The 21,677-nt window shown below is 67.0% G+C and carries 19 protein-coding genes; 9 read left to right on the top strand and 10 right to left on the bottom strand.

The window, feature by feature from the left end; genetic code table 11:
* Positions 1-14: 14 nt before the first annotated feature.
* The gene (locus ACQKIE_RS06385) at positions 15-521 is read right to left on the bottom strand and encodes a DUF1993 domain-containing protein (protein ID WP_427456996.1); all 507 of its coding nucleotides are present in this window, start codon (positions 519-521) and stop codon (positions 15-17) included.
* A gap of 111 nt (positions 522-632) precedes the next feature.
* Here ACQKIE_RS06385 and ACQKIE_RS06380 point away from each other — a divergent pair, with 111 nt between their 5' ends.
* Entirely contained in the window at positions 633-1,331 is a 699-nt protein-coding gene (locus ACQKIE_RS06380; RefSeq protein ID WP_427458391.1) for a VIT1/CCC1 transporter family protein, read from the top strand.
* A gap of 41 nt (positions 1,332-1,372) precedes the next feature.
* Here the strand turns inward: ACQKIE_RS06380 and ACQKIE_RS06375 are convergent, their stop codons facing one another.
* From ACQKIE_RS06375 to ACQKIE_RS06360, 4 genes are read right to left on the bottom strand one after another with little or no spacing between them, the layout of a single operon-like run.
* Complete coding sequence (locus ACQKIE_RS06375) at positions 1,373-2,734, bottom strand: diguanylate cyclase (protein ID WP_427456994.1); 1,362 nt, start codon at positions 2,732-2,734, stop codon at positions 1,373-1,375.
* 58 nt (positions 2,735-2,792) lie between these two features.
* A complete protein-coding gene (locus ACQKIE_RS06370) occupies positions 2,793-4,052 on the bottom strand; it encodes a TCR/Tet family MFS transporter (RefSeq protein WP_427456992.1) in 1,260 nt (419 codons plus the stop codon).
* A gap of 39 nt (positions 4,053-4,091) precedes the next feature.
* Entirely contained in the window at positions 4,092-5,273 is a 1,182-nt protein-coding gene (locus ACQKIE_RS06365; protein ID WP_427456990.1) for a cation:proton antiporter, read from the bottom strand.
* A 50-nt stretch (positions 5,274-5,323) separates the two neighbouring features.
* Positions 5,324-5,668 (bottom strand): EF-hand domain-containing protein, encoded by a 345-nt coding sequence (locus ACQKIE_RS06360; protein ID WP_427456988.1) that lies wholly within the window; start codon positions 5,666-5,668, stop codon positions 5,324-5,326.
* 95 nt (positions 5,669-5,763) lie between these two features.
* On the opposite strand from ACQKIE_RS06360, the gene cysK reads away from it, so the two are divergent.
* From cysK to ACQKIE_RS06340, 4 genes are all read left to right on the top strand, one after another.
* Positions 5,764-6,720, top strand: coding sequence for a cysteine synthase A (cysK, locus tag ACQKIE_RS06355; protein ID WP_427456986.1), 957 nt, complete (start codon positions 5,764-5,766; stop codon positions 6,718-6,720).
* A 92-nt stretch (positions 6,721-6,812) separates the two neighbouring features.
* Positions 6,813-7,193, top strand: a complete 381-nt coding sequence (locus ACQKIE_RS06350) for a hypothetical protein (RefSeq protein ID WP_427456984.1) — start codon at positions 6,813-6,815, stop codon at positions 7,191-7,193.
* Between the two features lie 71 nt (positions 7,194-7,264).
* Positions 7,265-7,984 (top strand): IclR family transcriptional regulator, encoded by a 720-nt coding sequence (locus tag ACQKIE_RS06345; protein ID WP_427456982.1) that lies wholly within the window; start codon positions 7,265-7,267, stop codon positions 7,982-7,984.
* Positions 7,985-8,058: 74 nt separating this feature from the next.
* Positions 8,059-9,330 (top strand): MFS transporter, encoded by a 1,272-nt coding sequence (locus ACQKIE_RS06340; RefSeq protein WP_427456980.1) that lies wholly within the window; start codon positions 8,059-8,061, stop codon positions 9,328-9,330.
* On the opposite strand, the gene ACQKIE_RS06335 is transcribed toward ACQKIE_RS06340, so the two are convergent.
* A complete protein-coding gene (locus ACQKIE_RS06335) occupies positions 9,309-10,481 on the bottom strand; it encodes a mandelate racemase/muconate lactonizing enzyme family protein (RefSeq protein ID WP_427456978.1) in 1,173 nt (390 codons plus the stop codon). The two genes, ACQKIE_RS06340 and ACQKIE_RS06335, sit on opposite strands and share 22 nt — an antisense overlap.
* On the bottom strand, positions 10,478-11,410 hold the full coding sequence (locus tag ACQKIE_RS06330) for a dihydrodipicolinate synthase family protein (RefSeq protein ID WP_427456976.1): 933 nt from the start codon (positions 11,408-11,410) through the stop codon (positions 10,478-10,480). Before ACQKIE_RS06330 ends, ACQKIE_RS06335 begins: the two co-directional genes overlap by 4 nt.
* 257 nt (positions 11,411-11,667) lie before the next feature.
* Between ACQKIE_RS06330 and ACQKIE_RS06325 the strand changes: the two genes are divergently transcribed.
* Genes ACQKIE_RS06325 through ACQKIE_RS06310 form a run of 4 tightly spaced genes read left to right on the top strand, consistent with a single transcriptional unit; the run spans position 11,668 to position 16,933 of the window.
* Positions 11,668-14,349, top strand: coding sequence for a TonB-dependent receptor (locus ACQKIE_RS06325; RefSeq protein WP_427456974.1), 2,682 nt, complete (start codon positions 11,668-11,670; stop codon positions 14,347-14,349).
* Between the two features lie 32 nt (positions 14,350-14,381).
* The gene (locus ACQKIE_RS06320; protein WP_427456972.1) at positions 14,382-15,122 is read left to right on the top strand and encodes an SDR family NAD(P)-dependent oxidoreductase; all 741 of its coding nucleotides are present in this window, start codon (positions 14,382-14,384) and stop codon (positions 15,120-15,122) included.
* Between the two features lie 9 nt (positions 15,123-15,131).
* A complete protein-coding gene (locus ACQKIE_RS06315; RefSeq protein ID WP_427456970.1) occupies positions 15,132-16,043 on the top strand; it encodes a 2-dehydro-3-deoxygalactonokinase in 912 nt (303 codons plus the stop codon).
* Positions 16,040-16,933, top strand: a complete 894-nt coding sequence (locus tag ACQKIE_RS06310; protein ID WP_427456968.1) for an SMP-30/gluconolactonase/LRE family protein — start codon at positions 16,040-16,042, stop codon at positions 16,931-16,933. Before ACQKIE_RS06315 ends, ACQKIE_RS06310 begins: the two co-directional genes overlap by 4 nt.
* Here the strand turns inward: ACQKIE_RS06310 and ACQKIE_RS06305 are convergent.
* The 3 genes from ACQKIE_RS06305 to ACQKIE_RS06295 are packed head-to-tail and all read right to left on the bottom strand — an operon-like array spanning position 16,898 to position 21,675.
* On the bottom strand, positions 16,898-19,690 hold the full coding sequence (locus ACQKIE_RS06305; protein ID WP_427456966.1) for an AAA family ATPase: 2,793 nt from the start codon (positions 19,688-19,690) through the stop codon (positions 16,898-16,900). The genes ACQKIE_RS06310 and ACQKIE_RS06305 overlap by 36 nt on opposite strands.
* Positions 19,683-20,372 carry a hypothetical protein gene (locus ACQKIE_RS06300; RefSeq protein ID WP_427456964.1) on the bottom strand — a complete coding sequence of 230 codons (690 nt, stop codon included), beginning with the start codon at positions 20,370-20,372 and terminating at the stop codon, positions 19,683-19,685. The genes ACQKIE_RS06305 and ACQKIE_RS06300 overlap by 8 nt, the downstream gene beginning before the upstream one ends.
* The gene (locus tag ACQKIE_RS06295; RefSeq protein ID WP_427456962.1) at positions 20,365-21,675 is read right to left on the bottom strand and encodes a hypothetical protein; all 1,311 of its coding nucleotides are present in this window, start codon (positions 21,673-21,675) and stop codon (positions 20,365-20,367) included. Before ACQKIE_RS06295 ends, ACQKIE_RS06300 begins: the two co-directional genes overlap by 8 nt.
* Positions 21,676-21,677 lie beyond the last annotated feature (2 nt).

The raw sequence follows: 21,677 nt of genomic DNA, 5'->3' as shown, positions 1-21,677 counted from the left end.
GGTGTGGCCGCGCCTTACGGCTTGCCGATGAAATCCATCTTGCCCAGCGCCACGCCCGCGCCGCGCAGGATCGCGTACGCCGTGGTCGTGTGGAAATACACGTTCGGCAGCACGAAGCCGAGCAGGTAATCCTGGCCACGGAAGTGCATTTCGCCGGTGCGCATCTGCAGGAGGATGTCGCGGTCTTCGCTGCCGTCGATCTGTTCCGGCGTGAAGCCCTTCAGCATGCCGATCACGGTGTCGATGCGCTTCTGCAGGTCGTCGAACGTCGTCTCGTTGTCGTCCATCTTCGGCACGTCCTGGCCAGCGAGGCGGAAGGCGGCGCCCTTCGCCATGTCGGTCGCGATCTGCACCTGGCGGACCAGCGGGAACATGTCCGGAGTGATGCGCGTGTGCAGCAGCACTTCCGGCGTAATGTTCTTGTCGGCCGCGTGGGCGGCGCCCTTGGCGAGGACGCTGGACAGATTGGTCAGCGCGCGGACGAGGACGGGCACGCAGATCTGGTACATGGAGATGGACATGGGGTCGTGGGCTCTTTGTCGTCATGGGCGGCCGGTCGGCCGCGGGCGCCGTATTGTGCGGTGTCGTCGGTCGCGCGTCGACGGCCGTGCCGGTAGGATGGGGGCATGATCTTGCGAACGCGCCACCGCGAACGGCACCGGCTTGACCGCATCGGTTGGTTGCGCGCCGCGGTGCTCGGGGCGAACGACGGCATCCTCTCGACAGCCAGCCTGCTGGTCGGCGTCGCTTCGGCCGCGCAAGCAGGCCCGTCGGACATCATGATCGCCGGCGTGGCCGGGCTGGTCGCCGGCGCCATGTCGATGGGTGCGGGCGAATACGTGTCGGTGAGTTCGCAAGCCGACAGCGAAAAGGCCGAACTTGCCCTCGAATCGCGCGAACTGCGCGAGGATCCGACGGGCGAGCACAAGGAGCTGACCGAGATCTACGTTCGTCGCGGACTCGACCGCGACCTCGCGCACCGCGTGGCGGAGCAATTGATGGCGCACGATGCGCTGGAAGCCCATGCACGCGACGAGCTGGGTCTCTCCGTGACGACGGCTGCGCGTCCCTTGCAGGCGGCCGCCGCCTCCGCGGTGAGCTTTGCCAGCGGTGCGATCCTGCCGATCCTCGCCGTGACCTTGTCGACACGGGAACTCGCCGCGCCGGTCACGGTGATGGTCTCGCTGGTCGGGCTTGCGATACTCGGTGCGGCCTCGGCGGGGATGGCGGGCGCGCCCGTCGTGCGTGGCGTGGTGCGCGTGCTGTTCTGGGGCGCGCTGGCGATGGCGCTGACGGCGGCGGTAGGCCACCTCTTCGGCGTCGCCGCGTAGGAGCCGCTTAGCGGCTCCTACCGGGATCGCGTCGCGCTGGGTCAACCCGCGACGCAGCGATTCCGGCCGCCGTTCTTCGCCGTGTACAGCGCGAGGTCGGCGCGGTCGAACACCGACTGCGGCGTATCCCCCGGCTGGAACTGGGCGAGGCCGATCGACGCGGTGACGCGCACCGGCTGGCGACTGGCGTGGAAGGCGAGGTGCTGGATCTTGCCGCGCAGGCGCTCGCACACCTGCAATGCTTCCGGTTCGTCCGCGCCGTCGAAGATCACGATGAATTCCTCACCGCCGTAGCGCGCCACGAAATCGCAGGGCCGAACGTGCTTCAGCAGCGCCTGACCGATGATGCGCAGGACGGCATCGCCCGCCGTATGGCCGTAGGTGTCGTTGATGCTCTTGAAGTGGTCGATGTCGATCGCCGCGATGCTCACCGGCCGCGACGTGGCTTGCCAGTTTTCGTACACCGTTTCGATCCGCTTTTCATAAGCGAGGCGGTTCGGCATGCCGATCATCGTATCGGTCTGCGCGAGCTCGTGTTCGCGTTCGAGCGAACGCTGCAACGTGTTGCGTTCCGTCTCCAGCTGCTCGATGCGCTGGCGCATCTTTTCGGCACGTTCGCGGTAGGCGGTAAGGCGGGCGCCTTCGCGATCGCGGAAATCGCGGAAGCAGAGCGCGATCGTATCCAGGCTGCGATTCACCCGTTCGCGCAACTCGTGCGCGTCGTCGATCTCGAGCGCCGCTTCGCCGAGCAGGCGCATCTCGTGCGCCACGGAGGCATCGAGTGCCTGGCCGTTCGACTCGCCGGTGGACTGGTCCGCCAGTTCGCGCGACATGTACTGGCTCATCTCGTCGAGACGGCCGGTGACGTGGCGAAGCACGACCTGCAAAGCGTCGATCTCGCGCTGCAGGCCGATACGCTGTTCGTTGATCAGGTCGGCGAGGCGGTCGCCGCAGGCGGCGAGGGCGACGAGGTCACCGGCATCGGCCACCTGATGGCGCAGGTCGTGTGCGCGGTCCGCCAGTCGTGGCAGGACCACGATGCGATCCACCAGCCGGCTTAGCGACGATTGCACGGACGACCCGTGTTCCGTGCGCTGCGGGCGACCGATGGAGATCGAGCGTTCCTGGTAAGAGGCCGGCTGTTCCCCGAGCGCATGGATCGCCTCGGACAGCTCATTCACCAGTGGCTCGAGGGCAATCGGCTCCATCGGCCCGACAAGCGCGGCGGAAAGGCGTTCGATATGCGGATCGACGTCGTCGTGCGCGCCGTGGGCGACGCGACCGAGGCAACCTACCAGCTGGCGCAGGAGCGATTCCGCGGTGCGCCATTGCGCCTCTTCACGGGTCAGTCGCTCCACGGCTTCGTGATACTTGCTTTCCCAGAGCTGGTTGTCCAAACGCACGCCCCGACCGTCGCGTCAGTTGCCGATTTGGAGCACATCATACGATGAAGTCTGCGAATTAGCTCACGTTTTCAGGGGCCATTGCGGGCTCGCGTTCACCCCGCGTGGCCCGTGCCGCCACGACGATACCGACGGCGACGAGGGCGGCGGCGAGGAGGAATGGCATGCCCGCGATGTGCAGCGTGCGAGCTGGATCGATCCAGAAGGCGAAAATCTGCGCGAACAGGTAAGGGCCGAAGATGCCGGCGAAACTGCCCAGGCTGGTCACGCCACCCTGCAGGCGGCCCTGCTCGTCGGGTGCCACGTGCCGCGTCATGATCGACTGGATAGGTGGCCCCGCGAGGCCCCAGAGGGACATGAGCGGAATGCCGATGAGGAACGCCCAGCCGGTGGATGCCAGTCCCATCACGGCGAAAGCCGCGGCGCCGAAGACCAGGCCGGCCAGCATCACCCGACGCTCCCCGAAGCGGCCCACGAGGCGGCCGGTCAGGAACGCCTGCACCGTTCCGTCGCAGGCGCCGACCAGGGCGAGCACATAGCCGACTTGTTGCGGCCCCCAACCGTAACGATAGTCGGCGTAGAGCACGAACACCGTCTGCAACACATAGTGGGCGAGGTAGAACGTGAACATCACCACCGAGAGCCCGAACACCTGCGGGTTCCGGCGCAGGAGCTTCATCGCCCCCAGGGGATGCGCGGTATGCGGTTCGAAACGCGCCGCGCGCTTCGCCGGAGGCAACGATTCCGGGAGGATGAAGAAGCCATACAGGAAGTTGGTCAGCGCGAGTCCCGCGGCGAGCCAGAAGGGCAGGCGCAGGTCGATCCCGCCGAGGAAGCCGCCCAGCGCCGGGCCGATGATGAAACCGATCCCGAAGGCGCCGCCGAGCATGCCGAATGCGGCGGCGCGCTTCTCCGGCGGCGTCACGTCGGCGATATAGGCATTGGCGGTCGTGAAGCTGGCTGCCGTCATCCCGGAAATGATCCGCCCGACGAACAACAGCCACAGCGATGGCGCGATCGCCATGAACACGAAGTCGAGCCCCAGTCCGAGGTTCGACAGGAGGATCACCGGTCGACGTCCGAAACGATCGGACAGCGCGCCCTGGATGGGCGAACAGATGAACTGGACGATGGCGAACACCGTGCCGAACACGCCCACCCACCACGCCGCGTTCGACACCGTGCCGCCGGTCATCTGCTCGATCAGGTGCGGCAGCACGGGAATGATGATGCCGAACGCCAGGATGTCGATCAGCACCGTGACGAAGATGAAGATCACCGCGGCACGGCGTACAGGGGTATGCGTCTGTGTTTCCATCATTCCGTACCTTACTGGCGCCCCTGTCGGGAGGCGTCGTCAGACAAGTTGTTTCAGCCTCGGGGCCACGATGGGCACCGTGAGCATGGTGCTCGCCACCGCCATCAGCAGCAGCGCCGTGAAGGTTTCGCTCGTGATCACGTGGCGGTCGAGCAGGATGTTGACGAAGATAATCATGATCAGCGCCTTCGTCTGCAGAAGCCAGCCGATCGTCCACGCATCGCCACGCGCCCACCCGAGCAGCTTGCCGGCCACGCCGACGCCCGCGAGCTTGCCGCCCACCGACGCGACGAGCAGCACGCCGGCGGCGATGAATACGGCCGCGCCACCGATCGACCAGTTCGTGCGAAGGCCGGTGGAGAGGAAGAAGACCGGCATCATCACCAGCAGGACGTGCTGGCGCAGCTTGTCGAGGTGCTCCAGCGTGAACCAGTCGCGCTCCATGACCGCACCGGCGAGGAACGCGCCCACCATGTAGTGCAGGCCTGACCAGTCGGCCCCGTAGCCGCAGACCACGAGCCAGATGAGTCCGACGTACCAGCGATCGGATTCCTTCAGCCGCCGCATCAGCCGGCGGAACAACCAGGCGGCGACCGCGAAGCCGGCGAGGAAGGCAGCCTGGTGACCCACGCGCTGCCAGTCGAGCAGGATGATCGCGAGGACGCCCCAGATCGCCACGTCGTCGAGGCTGGCGTAGCGCAGTACGCGCATACCCAGGGGCTCGCGCAGGATGTCGAGCTTTTCCAGCAGGAGGATGAGGATCGGCAGCGCCGTCACCGCGCAGGACATGCCCACGCCCAGAACGAATTGCCACGGGGCGGCGGCATCGCCCATCCAGCCATCGCGCCAGGCGAGCATGCCCACGGCGGCCGCGCAGCCGACGATCAGCGGCCCGGCCAGCGCCAGTCCCGCGGTCGTGCCGCATTCGCGGCGTCGGCGCCAGACCTCGTGCAGGTCCAGTTCGATACCGGCGAGCCACACGAAGACCATGACGGCCCACCAGGCGATACCGTTGAGCGCGCCGATGACCGGCGGGGCGAACACCACCGCGTAGTAATCGGGGAACACCTTGCCCAGTACACCGGGCCCCAGCACGATGCCGAAGATGATCTGCACGACGACCAGCGGCGCCCAGTAGTCGGTCCGGAACACACGCCAGACAAGGTATGGCACGCCAAGGATGATCGCCATCGCGACCAGGAACATTTCAGTCGTATTCATGGACCCTCCCCAGGGAGCGCCGAGCATAGCCGAAACGCGTGGCGGCGCACCTACTGCGGGGGCTGCGAAAGCTCCTTCGCGTTCAAGCTGCCGTCGTGGTTCCGGTCGAGCTTGTGGAATTGCTGGATGAGGTTCCGCTGGAAGGCGTCGAGGTGAACCGCGCGCGCGCCGGGACGCATGGGGCCGTCATTGGCATCCAGCACGCCGTCGCCGTTCACGTCCATGCGCAGGAACCCCTGGCTCATGTAGCGAACGTATTCCGCCTCGTCGATGCGGCCATCGCCGTTACCGTCCATCCGACTCAGGTATTCCCCCGGCGTACGCGGAAAGTCCTGGGCGGACACGGGCGCGGCGAGCGCCAACGCGGCGAGGAGGGCAAGGGGACGTGGGGTCATGGGCCGGCAGTCTGCTCGATCGTTGGCCGTTTGTCGCGCCGCGTCGCGCAGGAGTACCTTTGCCTTCTGGCAGGCCCGACCCAGGAAACGCATCCATGATCCACGACAGCATCCTCGACACCATCGGCCGTACCCCGGTGGTGCGCTTGCACCGCGTTGCGCCGTCCCACGTCACGCTCTACGCGAAGGTGGAAGCGTTCAATCCCGGTGGGTCGGTCAAAGACCGTCTCGCCATCGCCGTCATCCTCGACGCCGAGCAGAAAGGACTCCTCAAGCCCGGCGACACCGTGATCGAGGCTACCTCCGGCAACACCGGCGTGGCCCTCGCGATGGTCTGCGCGGCGAAAGGCTACAAGTTCGTGGCAACGATGGCCGATAGCTTCTCGGTCGAACGGCGCAAGCTGATGCGTGCCTACGGAGCCAAGGTCATCCTCACCCCCGCCGCCGAGCGCGGCAGTGGCATGGTGCGTCGCGCCGAGGAGCTGGCCGCGAAACACGGCTGGTTCCTGCCCCGGCAGTTCCAGAACCCGGCCAACCCGGCTTACCACCGCAATACGACTGCCGCCGAGATCCAGCAGGACTTCGCCGGCCGCCGGCTCGATGCCTTCGTCACCGGATGGGGCACCGGCGGCACCCTCACGGGCGTGGGCGAGGTGCTCAAGGTGGCCCGGCCCGAGGTGAAGATCGTGGTCGCCGAGCCGGCCGTGGCGTCGATGCTGCAGGACAAGCCCTGGTCGCCGCACAAGATCCAGGGCTGGACGCCGGACTTCGTGCCCGACGTGCTCAACCGCGCGATCTTCGATGTCGACGTGCCGGTGGACGAAGTGGTGGCCCGCGACACGGCCCGGCGGCTCGCGTCGGAAGAAGGCCTGTTCGTCGGCGTATCGGCCGGCGCGACGGTGGCGGCGGCGTCGAAATATGCCGAGGGTGCGGAGAAGGGCAGCGTCATCCTCGCCATGCTCCCGGACACGGGCGAACGTTATCTTTCGACCTTCCTGTTCGAGGGCGTGGAGGAAGGCTCGGACGAGGCGTGGCTCAACAGCCTGGGCTAATGCAGCCGTCATGCTCGCCTTACGTCGGCACTGCGTTCCCATCACGCTCGAACCGTCACGGTGGCCCCTTGAAACGAAGGAGGCCACCTGTCATGACATTTTTCCGTAGCAAGAGCATCGGTGAGGAAATGCTCGGTCGCGCCCATCGCATCGCCGGCGCGACGATGGGCAGTCACCCGCGCGAAGCGTTCGGTGCAGCCCGGGAATATGCCGGCCGTGCCGGCGCGCTGGCCACCGACGCCTTTGGCGGCGCCAGCCGCGGCGTGCGCCGCCATCCCGGCCTGAGCATCGCGATCGGCGTGGGTATCGGCGCGATCGTCACCGCTTGCCTGCTCTCGCGTCGCCGCTGGCACGCGCACGACGACTACGACGAGCATGATCCGACGCGCCAGCGTCCGACCAACAGCAGCGGCGACGCGCTGGACGGCTCCGGTGAGGACAACCCGGTGCCGGGTGAGACGGGGTTGTACTGACGCTGGGGCCCTGTCAGTGCGGGGATGCGTAACGCTCGCGCAGGGCAGTAGGTACGGCTACTCTGTGCGCCATGCGTGCCAAGCCCAACGCCCAGCCCAACCAGAGCTTGATCGACGGCATCCTGACCCTGCAGGCGCTCGCCTCGGCGCCGGAGCCGATCGGATGTCGTGAGCTCGCCCGCCAGTTGGGGGCGAATACCACGCGCGTGAACCGGCTGCTCAAGACGCTGGCGTACATGGGCATCGTGCGGCAGACCTCGGATCGCAAATACGCGCCGGGCGCGGGCATGCATGTGCTGGCCGCGCAGAGCCTGTTCGCCTCGGGGCTCATCCGGCGTGCGCTGCCCGAACTGGAACGCTTGCGCCGCTTCGGCCATACCGTGGCCATGGGGGTGCTGTGGAACGACAACGTCAGTTACCTGTTCCACGCGCCGCCCGGCATCGAGGCCGCGCGCGGCTTGGGCCGCATCGGCCTGTTACCTGCGACGACCAGCGGTATCGGCATCGTGCTCCTGGCGCAATTGACGGACGACGAAGTGCGCGAGCTCTATGAAGACAAGGACATCCCCATGTTCCCCCAGGGGGTGGAGAGCTTGCTTGCCACGCTGGAGAAGACCCGCCAGCAGGGCTACGCCCGCGTGCACGTGGCCGACGAACGCGATCACCACATCGTGGCGGTGACCACGGGCGTTCCGGTGATCGCGGGGCTCGCCATGTCCGGCTGGATTCCCGAGAACGCAACGGCCGAACTGGTGGATGCGCTCCGCGCAGCGGCCCTCGAGATCGCCTGAGCCCTGCCGCAGCGCGAATTGACCTGTTGCTATTTTAGTAATAGCTTCGGTCGACCGTAAAAGGGGGGCGAGGCATGGCGGACGACACAGGGGAGGCGAAGCCCGACCGCTTGCGCTGGGTGCTGCTCGCCCTGCTGTTCGTCTCCACGGTGATCAATTACCTGGACCGCCAGGCGCTGTCGATCCTTGCCACCACCATCCAGGCGGACCTCGGCATGAGCGATTCCGCGTATGCGCACATCGTGCAGGCGTTCCTCGTGGCCTACACCGTCGCGTACCTGCTGGCCGGGCGCATCACGGATTGGCTAGGTTCGCGCGTGGCGTTGGCGTTGTTCGTCGCGTGGTGGTCCGTCGCCAACCTGCTTACCGGCATGGCACGTAGCGCGTTCGAGCTAGGCGCGGCGCGCTTTGCGCTGGGCCTTGGCGAACCCGGCAATTACACGGTCGGCACCAAGGTGGTATCGGAGCGCTTCAAGCCTTCAGAAAAGGGCCTGGCCTACGGCATCTACACCGCAGGTGCGATGGTGGGCGCGACCCTCGCGCCGCCGCTGATCGGCGGCGTGGCGCTCATGTACGGGTGGCGCTCCGCGTTCGTCGTCACGGGCGCGGCCGGGTTGCTGTGGATGGCCGGCTGGATGTGGTTCCATCCGAAGGAACCGCGTCCGGCGAAGCTGCCCGACGCGGAGCCCGAAGCGACGCGCTGGGGACGCCTGCTGCGCGATCGTACCTTGTGGACCCTGGTGCTCGCGCGCGCCATCGCCGATCCTGTCTGGTACTTCTATCTGTTCTGGTTTCCCAAATACCTCAACGACGTGCGCGGCATGTCGCTGGCCGCTGTCGCATCACTTGCCTGGGTCGTATACCTGGCCGCCGACGTGGGCAGCATCGGTGGCGGTGCCATTTCGAGCGCGCTCGTGAAGCGCGGCATGGCACCGGCGCGCAGCCGCCTCGTCGCGATGGCGGGCGCCGCGATCCTTGCTCCCGTTGGCCTGGCGGCTGCGTTCGAGCCTGCGCTCTGGCTACTGTTTTCAATCGGCTCGGCCGTCGCCTTCGCCCACCTCATCTTCCAGATCAACATCAGCACGCTGGTGGTCGATCTGTACCCGAGCAGCTATGTCGCCACCGTCTCCGGCCTGATTGGCGCAGGGAGCGCGTTGGGCGGAATGCTTTCCGCGCAGGTCGTGGCGGGTCTTGTGTCGTCAGGGCATTTCGATCGCAGTTTCGTCCTGATGGCCACGCTGCACCCCATCGCGTTTGGTGTCGCGTGGCTGGGGGTGAAGTTGGCACCGCGATCATCCGCCACGATCGTCGCGGTGCCTGCCACTCAGGTCGCCAGTTCGGCGTAATCCCAGAAGCGCTGGCCTGGGCGAGCGCCAAGGCCAGGCCCGGAAGGCAGCACGTAGTGGCCATCGACATAGGCCATGTCCGTTTCGAGCAGCTGCAACGAGCGCGCGAATACCGAGTGCTGCCATTCATGGCGCCAGAAGCGCGGCACCGTGCTCGACATATGCAGGCTGGCAGCGAGGAACAAGCCGGTTCCCACGGTCGCGTGGGGCGCCATCGTGACGCCTGCGGCGTCGGCAAGCGCGGTGATGCGGCGGTACTGGGTGATGCCGGCATGCCCCATCTCGGGCTGGATGAAGGCGATGCTCTTGCGGTTCAGGCGCAGCCGCGCGTCATGCTCGGTGTACCACTCCTCGCCGGCGGCGATGGGCACGGGCGAGCGCTGGGCGAGCCACGCAAGACCATCCACGTCCTCGGGCTTGATCGGCGCTTCGGCAAAAAAGGGACGGTAAGGCGCGAGTGCCTCGGTCAGCGCCAGCGCACCCGCCGGATCGAACTTCCAGTGCAGGTCGACCATCAGCAGCGCGTCATCGCCCAGCGCCTGGCGAAGGGCGGCTACTTCCTCGACGATGCCTTCCGTGCTTACCGCCGTATGGATCTTGAACGCGTCATGCCCTTCCTTCTGGAAGCGAACGGCCATCTCGACGCGTTCCTTGAGGTTGCCTGCCGGAAGGCCGGAGAGGTAACCCGGAATGCGTTCCCGCCGGCGTTCGCCGAGCATCTGCCACAGCGGTACGTCATGCGCGCGGGCGCGCAGGTCCCACAAGGCGATATCCAGGGCGGTGATCGCGTCGACATGGAAGCCGGAGGTACATCCACGCACACGCATCAGCCCGTACAGGTCGTCCCATATGGCCTCGACGTCCTCGGGATCGCGCCCGGTCAACTCGGGAACGAGCAGGTCGTTGATGATCTCCGTGGTCGCGCGCGGTGCGCAGATGCCGTAGGTCTCCCCCCAGCCTTCGCTGCCGTCAGCGCACGTGATACGCACCGCGATGGAGCGGTCGACCGAGGGATAGATGGTGCCGTTCCCCTTGCGCACCACGTACCCGCGCTCGTTGATCCGCTCGCCAGGACCCAGCGGACCGAGGTACGGCGTATCGCGCGGCACCGTGACGATGAAGGTTTCGACGTGGTCGACGGGGCTGGTCATGGGGCCTTTCTCGCCTGGTTGTTCGGCACGCGGTCCAGCGGGAGGATATCGGCGATGCGCGACAGCAGGTCGTCGAGCTCGCGCTGGTCCCACGCGTCGAGCGCCGGGCCGGGAGCGCGGACGTGATCGGATGCGATGATGCCACGTCGCAGCAACACGGCCTTCGTGAGCCGCCAGCGGAATACCGCCTGCATGCTGAGCAGCGGCAGCGTGCGCTCGAAAAGATCCCGTGCACCGTCGAGATCGCCGCGGGCATGGCGTGTCAGCATCTCGACGTGCACCTCCGTGACCTCGCATGCCGGCATGGTGCCGGTCGCCCCGCGCTGGAGTTCATCGATCACATAGCGCGCGCCCGCACCGCCGAACACGGCTTCGACGCCAGCGCCCGTGGCTTCCATCAGCGCCGTGATGCGATGGCCCGAAGGCTGCGTCTCTTCCTTGACATACCGAATGCCTGGTACAGCGCGTGCGAGCGCCGCGACCTGCGGCACACCCAGGCCTACGCCCATCGGCGCAGGTGCGTTCTGCAACATGATCGCGACGCCGGAGGCTTCGTGGATGTCGTTGAAATAAGCCGCCATCGCTTCGGGATCCCCGGCATGCTCGTGCGGCGTAAGAATCATGGCTGCCACGGCCCCCGCGGCGGCGCCGGTCGTAGCCAGCTGTGCGGCGACCGCCGCGTCGGAGTGGCTGGCACCGACGATGAACGGCACACGGCCGTCGATCCATTCTCCAAGCTGCGCCGTCAACTCGAGGCGCTCGTCCACGCTGAGCAAGTCGTACTCGCTCGCAAGGCCGGGAAAGACCACGCCCGCCGCGCCCGCGTCGATGATGTAGTCGAGCACGCTGCGCGTACCGGCAAAGTCGATCGCGCCGCTCGCGCGGAAGATGGTCGGGACGATGGGAAAGACACCAGCCAATTGCGTCATGCGCGGTTTTCCTTGGGCGTCGAACGACGGGAGACGTGACGTGCGACGCGCTTTTCATGCTGCTTTGCAGCAGCAAACATGGTGCGGTCGCTCTTGCGTGCTCCGTTATATTGCTATAATAGTTACAACATGCCAAGCGGAACCGCGCTGGCAGATAGCGAAACACACCAGCGACATTCGTGCGGGCGACGGGGAAAAAGTGGGGCCGCCAAAGCGGCTGCTTTCCCCGGGGCTCACTACCTCGGGGGAGGAAAAACATGGTTCTTGCTCGGCGTTCCATCCTGTCGGCCCTGATTGCACAGGTCCTCTTCGCATCCGTACCGGTCGTTGCTCAAACAGCAGCACCGTCGACGGGGAATCAGGCGGCGACGCCGCCAGCGCAGGACTCGGTCAACCTCGAGGGGGTCACCGTTTCCGGCATCCGGCAGAGCCTGGAGAAGTCCCGCGACCTGAAGAAAGATTCCGCGCAGATCGTCGACGCGATCGTCGCGGACGACATCGGCAAGCTACCGGACTCCAATGTCGCCGAATCGCTCGGGCGAGTCGCCGGCGTGCAGCTCGAGCGCGGCATGGGCGAAGGCAGCAACATCCTGGTACGCGGCTTGAGCCAGAACGTGTATCTGTACAACGGCCGCGAGATCTTTGACGCCACCGGCCGCGGCGGCAACGGGCTCGACCAGCTCAACACCTCCACGTATGGCCTGCTGACGCTGGTCCCCTCGCAGGTGATCTCGCGCCTGTCGGTCACCAAGCTGGCCAGCGCCGACCAGGTCTCCGGCGCGCTCGGCGGCATCGTCAATATCGAAACGCGCATGCCCTTGAATGCCGACGGCGACCAGAACGTCGTCAGCGTCTCGGGCACGTACAGCAAGCTGGCGCGCAAGGGCGGCGGCGATGGCTTCGCACTTCTCTCGGGGCGGAACAAGGACGAAACCTTCGGTGCCATGGTCGCGGCGACCTACAGCCACGCCACGGTCGTGCAGCAGGGCCTGGATACCTTCTCGGGCTACTCGCAATTCACCGACAGCGCCGGCGTGAAGCACTTCGGCAGCACCGATATGCGCGCGCAGAACATCGACGACGACCGCAGCAAGAAAGGCGTGAGCGCCGTGCTTCAATGGCGGCCGACGCCCGGCGTCGAGATCGTGGGCGATACGTTCTACTCCAAGCAGACGGCGGATCGCGACCGCTACTGGCTCGCGTTCAACCCCAGCGCGGGCCTGAGCAACGCGACGTACTCGAACCACAACATCCTCGTGGCGGGCCGGGCCACGACGCCTGTCCAGGCGAATACCGAAATCGCCGATGTCGAAGCCGATGTGTGGTCCACTGCGCTACGCGGCAGCTTCCACGCGGGCGACCACCTCGATGGTTCGGCCGAGATTTCGTACAACCGCTCGAAAGCCGAATACCGCCAGAACTACATGCGACTGCAGCCAAGAGCCGGCATCACCTCCGTGATCGATTACGACCTTCGCTCGGGCAACTTCGGCAGCTTCAACATCGGCGGAGTAAACCTGGACGATCCGAACCAGTTGGGCATGTCCATCCTGTTCGACAACGATTATCGGGCGAAGACCGATGCGCCGGCCGCACGCACCGACTGGGTCTGGAACTTCGATGGCGATCACTGGCAGTCGTTGTCGTTCGGTGCCCGCGCGACCAGGATCAAGAGCGACCAGGATCCGTTGCGCGCGGATATCCGCCCCGCCGGCGGGGTGCCGGCGACGGCGCTGGCCGATTACCTGCGTGTGTATAGCAACAACGATTTCATGAAAGGTGAGTTCGATGGACTGCCGCGCAGTTTCCTGGGCAGCTACCGCTCGGTCTTCAAGGGCTGCGATGCGTTTACCGACATCCCCGCCATCAGCCAGAACGCGCAGTGCCTGGATGGACGGAATAATGCGCTTGCCTATGCCGGCACGTTCAGCATCGAAGAGAAGTTCACCGAGGCGTATACCAAGGCCGACTGGAGCTTCAACGCGGGCAGCATGCCGGTATCGGGTAACTTCGGCGTGCGCTACGTGCAACGCGAGCTGGATTCGAGCGGCAACCTGATCACCGGCACCGGCCAGGCCAACCCGACCGATTACCGCAGCACCACCCGGGAGTGGCTGCCGTCGTTCATCGCCAAGTGGGAGATCACCGACCAACTGCTCGTGCGGGGCGGTGCCGCCCGTGTCGTCGCCTTTCCCAACACCGAGGATCTGAACAACGGCGTGTCGCTCAACAACACCGCCGTATTCGTCAACGGGGTGCAGGTGACGCCGGGAACGGGCAGCGGTGGCGCGCCGGGCTTGAAGCCGTTCAAGGCCGACCAGTACGACCTGTCGCTGGAGTACTACTACAACGATGCCGGCATGGTCTCCGCCGGCCTGTTCTACAAGGACGTGTCGACGTTCATCGTGCAGAGGCAGAGCGCGGAGACCATCGGCGGCGTGAATTACTTCATCAACCGCAAGGTCAATGGTGATTCGGCGAAGGTCCAGGGTGCCGAGTTGCTGGCCCAGGTACCTTTCACCTTCCTGCCCGACCCGCTCGATGGCTTCGGCATGGTGGCCACCTACACGTACATCGACTCCAACACGCCGGTCAAGGACGTGAACGGCAGCTCCCTGACGTTCCCTGGCCTGTCGAAGAACAACTACAACCTGATCGTCTACTACGAGAAGGGCCCCTTCAGCTCGCGAGTCGCCTATAACTGGCGCAACCGATACCTGGTGGGCCTCTCCACCGCCGCCACCGGTATCTACAACGATACCTACAAGGACCTGGCGGCCTCGGTGAGCTACAACGTCACCCCGCAGCTCTCGCTGCAGGTGGAAGCCACCAACCTGCTCAATAGCCGCCAGCGCACCTTCGATGGTTTCGAGGAAGGCTTGCGCACCAATGTGATATACGGGCGCAACTACATGGCCACGGTGACCTGGCGTTTCTGATCCAGGACCGTGCACGGGAAAGGGGCGTTCGCTTGAACAGCAAGGCATGGGCGGGGAAAGTCGCCGTCGTGACGGGTAGTGGCAGTGGCATCGGCGCTGCCGTCGCCCGCAGGCTGCGCGAGGAAGGTGTCGCGGTGGCGGGGCTGGACCTCGCGCCTTCATCGGATGTTTCGTTGTCGCTGAGCGTGGATCTTCGCGACGATGCCGCGGTGCGTGAGGCGGTGGAAACGTCGTCGCTGGCATTAGGGCGCGCCAGCATCCTCGTCCATTGCGCCGGGATCAGCCCACCGGGCTCGATCCTGGACGCGGACGATGCGCTGTTCCGCGACACCTACGAGACGAATGTGATCTCGGCGGTGCGCCTGTTGCGATACCTGGTACCGGGTATGCGCGACGCGGGTGGTGGGTCGGTGGTGCTTACGAGCTCGATCAACGCACGCTTCGCCACACCGACGCTGGCGGCGTATGCAGCCAGCAAGGCGGCGCTGGAATCAGTCGTGCGCACCGCCGCCCTCGAGTTTGCGCCATGGCAGGTGCGAGTGAACGGCGTCGCTCCCGCTTCCATCGACACGCCCCTGCTTCGTGCGTCGTTTGATCGGGACGATGACCCGATGGCGGCGCGCGAGCGGAATGTAGGACGCCATCCGCTGGGAAGGCTCGGCACGGCGGACGACGTCGCCGCACTCGCGGTGTTCCTCGCCAGCGACGCCAGCGCGTGGATGACCGGTGGCATTTATCCGATTGATGGCGGCGCGTCGGTAACGCGTCGCTAAGGGACTTTCATGGCGCGCGACTTTATTGCGATCAACTGGGGCAGTTCGAACTTTCGCTCCTTTCTCCTGGATGACGAAGGCGCCGTACGCGATGCATTCGCCGAGCCCGCCGGTATCGCGTCGCTCGACCGGCCCGGCATGGAGGCGCAGATAGCGCGGCTTGTCGCCCGTTGGCCAGCTGCCGGGATGATCTATGCCTGCGGCATGGTCGGATCGAACGTGGGTTGGGACGATGCCGGCTACGCCGAGTGCCCGATCGGATTGGATGAGCTGGCCCTCCGGCTTCACCCCACGACCATCGCCGATCGTGCGCTGCACATCGTGCCCGGGCTGGCATGTCGCCGCGCGGCGGACAACGCGCCCGACATCATGCGTGGGGAAGAAACCGAACTGTTCGGCCTGCTCAGGGCAGGTCGCCTGCCGCAGGCCGGCATCGTTGCGCTACCCGGTACCCACGGCAAGTGGGTGCGGATCGAAGGCGGCAAGGTGCTGGAGTTCATGACCGCGATGTCGGGTGAGATCTTCGACCGGCTGACGGCCGCGGGCATGCTCGCCTCCGTTGTCGCGGCACCTGCCTCGGCAAATGCGGCATTCGGCGCGGGGGTGGACGCCGGGTTCGCGCGCCAGCCGGGGCTGGGCACGGCATTGTTCGGCGTCCGCGCAAGGGTGATTCGCGACGAGCTTGCGCGGGACGACGCGGCGTCGTACCTGCGCGGACTGTTGATCGGCTCCGAGATCGCCGATGCACGCTCGATCTATGCCCTGCAGGGCCCGGTTACCCTGGTAGGCGCCGCACCGGTTTGCGCGCTGTATGCCGCGGCTCTTGCGCACGTCGGCATCGGCTCGCATACCGTGGATGCCGCCGACGCTACGGCGCAGGGCTTCGCCGGCATCCACACCGCGCGCCGCCAGCTCGCATGAGCGCCGCCCGGCTCGTCGCCCAGCCACGCGCCCTCGTCGGCGAGTCGGTGCGGATGGATCGCGAGGATGTCATCTGGCTTGATCCGCCGGGGCGCCGCCTGTTGCGCTGGAGTCCGGGCGACGGGCGCTTAAGCGAGGTACCACTCGCTCATGCGTTGTGGTCATTGGGCCAGCGGCCGGACGGTACGTGGGTGGGTGCAGGCGAGGACCGCTTCTTCGCGGTCGATGTCCACGCCGGCACGCTCACGCCCGGGCCGCTTGCGCCCCTGGCCCCCGGCTGCCGGTTCAACGATATGACCGTAGATGCGCAAGGCGGCCTCTGGGTCGGCTCCATGCATCGCGGTCTGCTTCATGCCCGAGGCGGATTGTTTTTCGCCGCATCGCCCGACGCCGAGGTGGTGCGTGTCGCCGAAGGGCTGGGAGTCGCTAACGGGATGGCCTTCGTGGCCGGCGGGGCGTGCCTGCTTGTCGTCGATACGTTGAGCCGCACCTTGCTGGCGTATCCGCGGCGGGGTGACGATCCGTCACTCGACGAGCCCACCGTGGTCACGGATTTCCTCACCGCGCCCGGCAAGCCTGACGGCATGGCGGTCGCGCCGGACGGCGCCGTGTGGGTGGCCATGTGGGGTGGCAGCTGCATCCTGCAACTCGCCGCCAACGGCGCGGCGGAGCGAATGGTTCCCATCCCCGCGCCGCACGTCGGGAGCCTTGCATTCGGCAACGACGGTATCGCCTACGTATCCACCTCGCGCGCGCGCCTTACCGAGGCGATGTTGGCCGACCATCCGGGCTCGGGTGGGCTCTTCGCCGTCGACACGCGCGCCGGCGTCCCTGCGAAAGCAGGGGCCGGCGACTCAGGCGGCGTTCGAGCGGCGGCGCAATACCGCTAGCGGCTGCGCCCAGGTCGCCCCCGGTCTCCGCTTGCTCGTCACCAGAGTCAGTTCCGACGGCTGGAACACGTTGATGTTGTGCGTCGCCGGCGTGGTGAGGATGTACTGCGCGCGCGTGCTCTTGAGGAACGCGCCTACCTTGTCGATGTTGAAGATGTCGAGGTGGGCGAAAGGCTCGTCGATGAAGACGAAGCCGCCGGGACGGTCTTCGTCGCGCATGAGGGCGACGAGGAGCAGCAGCGACTTCATCACCTGTTGCCCGCCCGACGCCTCGCCATCGTCCATGCCGATCCAGCCCTTCTTGTCGAACTCGAAGCGCACGTGCAGTGACGCGGAGGCCAGGGCGAGGTCGTCGTTGCTGAGTTCCGGCAGGTCCACGTCCACGCCGATACCGGCAAGCTCCGCGAGGACCTTCAGGTTCTTCGCGTAACGACGCACGGTGTTGCGCAGCACCTGGATATAGGCGCCACGGGCTTCGTGCGTGATGCGCGACGCGCGGTCGAGGTGCAGGCGGCGCTTCTCCAGGTCGTGCTTCAGGCCCTCGTGGTCCGAGAGCAACTTTTCGCGCAGGGCGAGCACACTCGGATCCTGCTCCCAATGCCCCTCGTCGAGGCGGCGCTCGACGCGCTCGATCTCGCGACGTACCGCCGCGGGCGATTCGTAACGTTCGCGCAGGACCGCGGTCGCGCCGCGACCGCGCAGGTGCAGCGGAACATGCGCGCGCTTGCCGCGGAATGCCTTGAGCCGTTCGATCTGCTCGCCGCGCAGCTGGTGGTGCTGCCGCACGGCGTCCGCCAACTGTCGTTGCACGTCGCGCTGTTCGCGCGCGGCGTTGTCGCGCGCGTTCGACGTCTTCAGGCGCTTCTCGCGGACCGCCTCGTAGTGATTTTCCGCTGCCACATGGCTGTCGGCGGTGCGTTGCACGTCCTCGCGCAGGCGTGCCTGCTGCTCGCGTGCTTCCGCGAATTCGTCGGCGCGATCGGCCAGCTGGCTGCTGGCGCTGGCGCCGCGCAGCACCGCCTCGGCATCGCTGGCGCGGGCGAGGGTGTCCTTGCGTTCGCTCGCGATGTCGCGCAGCCGGCTTTCGATATCGCGCAGTTTCGCCTCGCCGTCGCGTAGCTGGCGCTCGCGCGCGGCCGAGCCGAAATACATGTCCTCCACGCCCAGGTGGCGCCCGCCGCGACGTTCGCGGAAGTAGCCCTGAGGCGTGATCCAGTCCTGTTCGCGACCGAAGCGGGATCCTTCGGCCACGTCGTCCACGCGGCGAATGCGGTCGAGGTTGCGCAGCAGCCAGTCCGGCGCGGCGGCGGAAAACGCCACCACTTCCAGCAGGGAACCGCGGGTGGCCGTTTCCGCCGGCGCGCGATCCGCGACGACGAAGTGCTTATAGCGATGCTGTTCGCCGAGCTTCCACGCCTTCTCGCGATCGCGCGGATCGTCGAGGAGGACGACATGGCGATATCCGGCCAGTACGGCCTCTACCGCCGGCTGCCAGCGCGGCTCCACGATTTCGACGATCTCGCTGAGCATGCTGTGACGGATGCCGGCTTCGTCGAGCGCGCGGCGGAAAGTCGCTTCGAAATCCGGTGTATAGCGGCGGCCGCTGCGCCAGGCCGCCAGCTGGCTCGTCAGCGTGGTGAGCTCCTGGCGCAGGCGTCCTTCCTCGGCCTGCAGCTGGTTCACCCGGGCGCGCGCGTCGCGCGCGACGTCGGCGAGGCGTTCGTGGTCGGCGCCACCCTGGGTGGCGACCATCTCGCGCAGGCGTGCCTCCTGCTTGATCAGCAGGTCGTTCTGCGCGAGCTCCGCACGCGCGGCGTCCAGGCTCTTCTGCGTCTGCTGCCTGGCCAGGTCGGCCTCGTGTTGCTCGGCTCGCAGGACCTCGCCGTTGGCGTCCCACTCGGCCAGCTGGCGGGTGAGTTCGCCGTCGCGCCGTTCCAGTTCCGCCGCGCGACGTTTCACGCCCGTGAGCTGCGGCCGCGCACCGCGAATGCCCGCGCCGAGCTCGGCCAGTTCCGTCCGCGGGAGGATGTCCGACACGAGGTCGACCCGCTCGGTCTTCAGCGCGTTCCATTCCTGGAATGATCGCGCTCGCGCCTCGGCCTCCTGCAGGCTTACGCCGATGAGCGACAGCTGGTGTTCGAGGCCGTGCTGTTCGCGGTCGGCTTCCATCTGCTCGTTGCGCGCACCCTGGTAGTCGTCCAGCACCGCCTTGTCGCCGAACACGTCGAAGACGAGGTCGAGCAGTGCCTTCGGCGGCAGTTGGCAGAGCTTGTCCGTGGCGCCCTGCTCGAGGGTGAGCACGCGGCGGATCGCCTGCGACAGGCCAGCGCCCTCCAGGCGGACGCGGTACTCGCGCAGGCCGAGGAACTCGCCTTTCGCTTCGATCTCTTCGATACCCACGTCGCCGCCGAGCACGGCGTACTGGCGCGTCCACTCGCCGCCCTTCTTCTGGATGCGGCAGGCGAGGGTGACCTCGCGGTCCATCAGCGGAAAGAACGGCCGCTCGCCGCTTGGTCCGGGCGTGTTGCCCACGCGCGCGCGCAGCCACGCGAATGGCTTGCCGTTGTGGCGGAGGTAACTCTTGTAGTCGCGGTTGCCGGCGCAGTCGATGGTGAGCAGGGTGCGCAGGGCATCGAGCAGCGTGGTCTTACCCGAGCCGTTCGGGCCCACGACGGTGACGATGTTCGTGTCCAGCGGCAGGCTGAAGCGCTGCCAGTAATCCCAGTGCACGACCTCGAGGTTGCGAAAATCAAACATCGTCGTTCTCCTCGAGGTCGTCTTCCGTGTCGCCGGCCGATGCCATCCGCGCGCCCGCATCCGCCAGCAGGTCGCCCAGCGCCCCGTCGAGGATGCGTCGCGCGGTGCGCTCGTAGTCGAAGGCGAGATCGAGCAGCGGTCCTTCGGCCACCTCGCCCTTGCGGCGCACGATGAAGCCGAGGCGGTTCAGCGTGCCGAGGTTGAACCCGACTCGCGTCTTCCCGCCCAGCTTCTCGCCGAAGTCCGCCAGCAGGGTGCGCTCGGCGATGACCGGCGATATCGAAGGGTCGCGGGGGATGGGCTTTTCTTCCGCGAACATCTGGCTCTGCGACGCGGCGGTCTCCGCCTCTTGCCGCTCGACCTGGCGCTGCCGCTTCGGCAGCACGATCAGCGCCCAGATCACGACCAGCAGCGCCACGCCATCGCGATCGAGCTGCAGCGTGTTCGATATCCAGCTGTCGCTGCCGCCGAAGACGGCGCGCTCGCTCTTCCTCGCGACGGCGAGGCCGATATACGCGGCGTAGGGGTGCTCCCTCAGTTCGAGGCCCACGGCGTCGAGGCGGCGGTCGAGGTCTTCACGGAAGGCCTCGTCGAGCAAGGCCTTGCGTGCCTGCGCATCGTCGCGCGGCAGCCAGCGCTGCGCGAGCAGGCGGGTGACCAGGCTTGCGGTGTCGTCATGCATCGGTGGTGTCCTTCGTGGTGTCGCGCGGACGAAGGCGTCCGGCGCTCACCAGGGCGATCTGGGGCAGGTCGGTCTCGATCAGGCGCGCCTCGATCTCGAGCGCGAGCGGCAGGCGCGCGAGGTCGGCGGTACCGCCTTCCAGCGCCGCCGACTCGGGATCGCCCAACAGTCCCAGCAGCGAGAGCCGGTAAGCGGAGAGGGCGTAGTCGTCGCCGACGAGGGTCGCTTCGAGTTCCAGCGGCGCGGTGACGGCGGCCAGCTCGGCGTGCCAGTCCTCGAGGAAGCGCAGGTCTTCCTCGTCCATCGGCAGGTCCGCCGTGTCGGGCGGCTCTTCGGCGCCGGGCAGGGTGGTGCTCTCCGCCGCCAGGCGCTCGCGCTCGAGCAGCTCGAACTCCGCGACGTCCAGCGCGATCTGGTCGTGGATGAAGGGCGCGGGGAGGGGCAGCAGCAACTGGCCGTCCTCGAACGACGCCAGCGTGTCGATGTCCTGTGCGCGCAGCCAGCCCACCAGGTCGGATGACGACAAGCCGGTGCGACCGAGGTGCACGCGGTGCTGGTCGATCTTGTTGAGCTCGCGCTGGAACGTGCCGGCCTGGCGGAGCAACGCACTCTGGGCGCGTCCGACGGCTTGGGCAAGACGGTGCGCGGCCGGCTCGAGGTCGTCCTTCTCCGTGATGGCGGCGACCACCTCGGTGCCTTTCTCCACCCAGGTCCATACCGAGTCCAGGCGCTCGGCGGCGCGGCGGATGCGGTGTTCCGAGCCGGACAGCACCGCCCGGTCGAAGTCTTCCTTCAGCTCGGTGAGGCGGGAGAGGAGGTGGCCGAGTTCGTCCACCGAGACGCGGCCCACCGCCTGTCCCGCCGCGAGCTGCGCCGTGAGGTAGCCGAGCCCGTCGTCGTCATCGTTCTCGAATTCGAGCATCGCCGCGAGTGCGGCCAGCGCCTTGCGGCCGGAGGGCCCGACGCGGTAGCGCATCGTCTCGCTGTCGTAGACGAGGAGGTCGTGGTCCTTCAGGCGCTGGACCACGGTCTCCAGCTTCACCGGATCGACAAAGGCGAGCTGGTCGCGGATCTCCTGCGTCGTCCATTCCGTCGCGTGCGTGCGGCCGCCCAGCGTGCGCAGCACGAGCAGGCGCAACAGCACCTGCGCCTCGCCGCCATGGAAAAGCGCCGAGAACGTGCGCAGCAGGCCGCGCCCGCGCAGGAGCGGAAAAACCATGGGCAGGTCTTCCGCGACGACGCCGTCGCGGAACAGGTCCTGCAGGCGCTCGTCGTGGATGGTGGTGTCGGTCGGTCCGGTCAAGG

The sequence above is a fragment of the Luteibacter sp. NPDC031894 genome (assembly GCF_050273135.1).
In the GTDB taxonomy this organism is placed as follows: domain Bacteria; phylum Pseudomonadota; class Gammaproteobacteria; order Xanthomonadales; family Rhodanobacteraceae; genus Luteibacter.
This window is presented reverse-complemented; position numbering and strand designations above follow the sequence as displayed.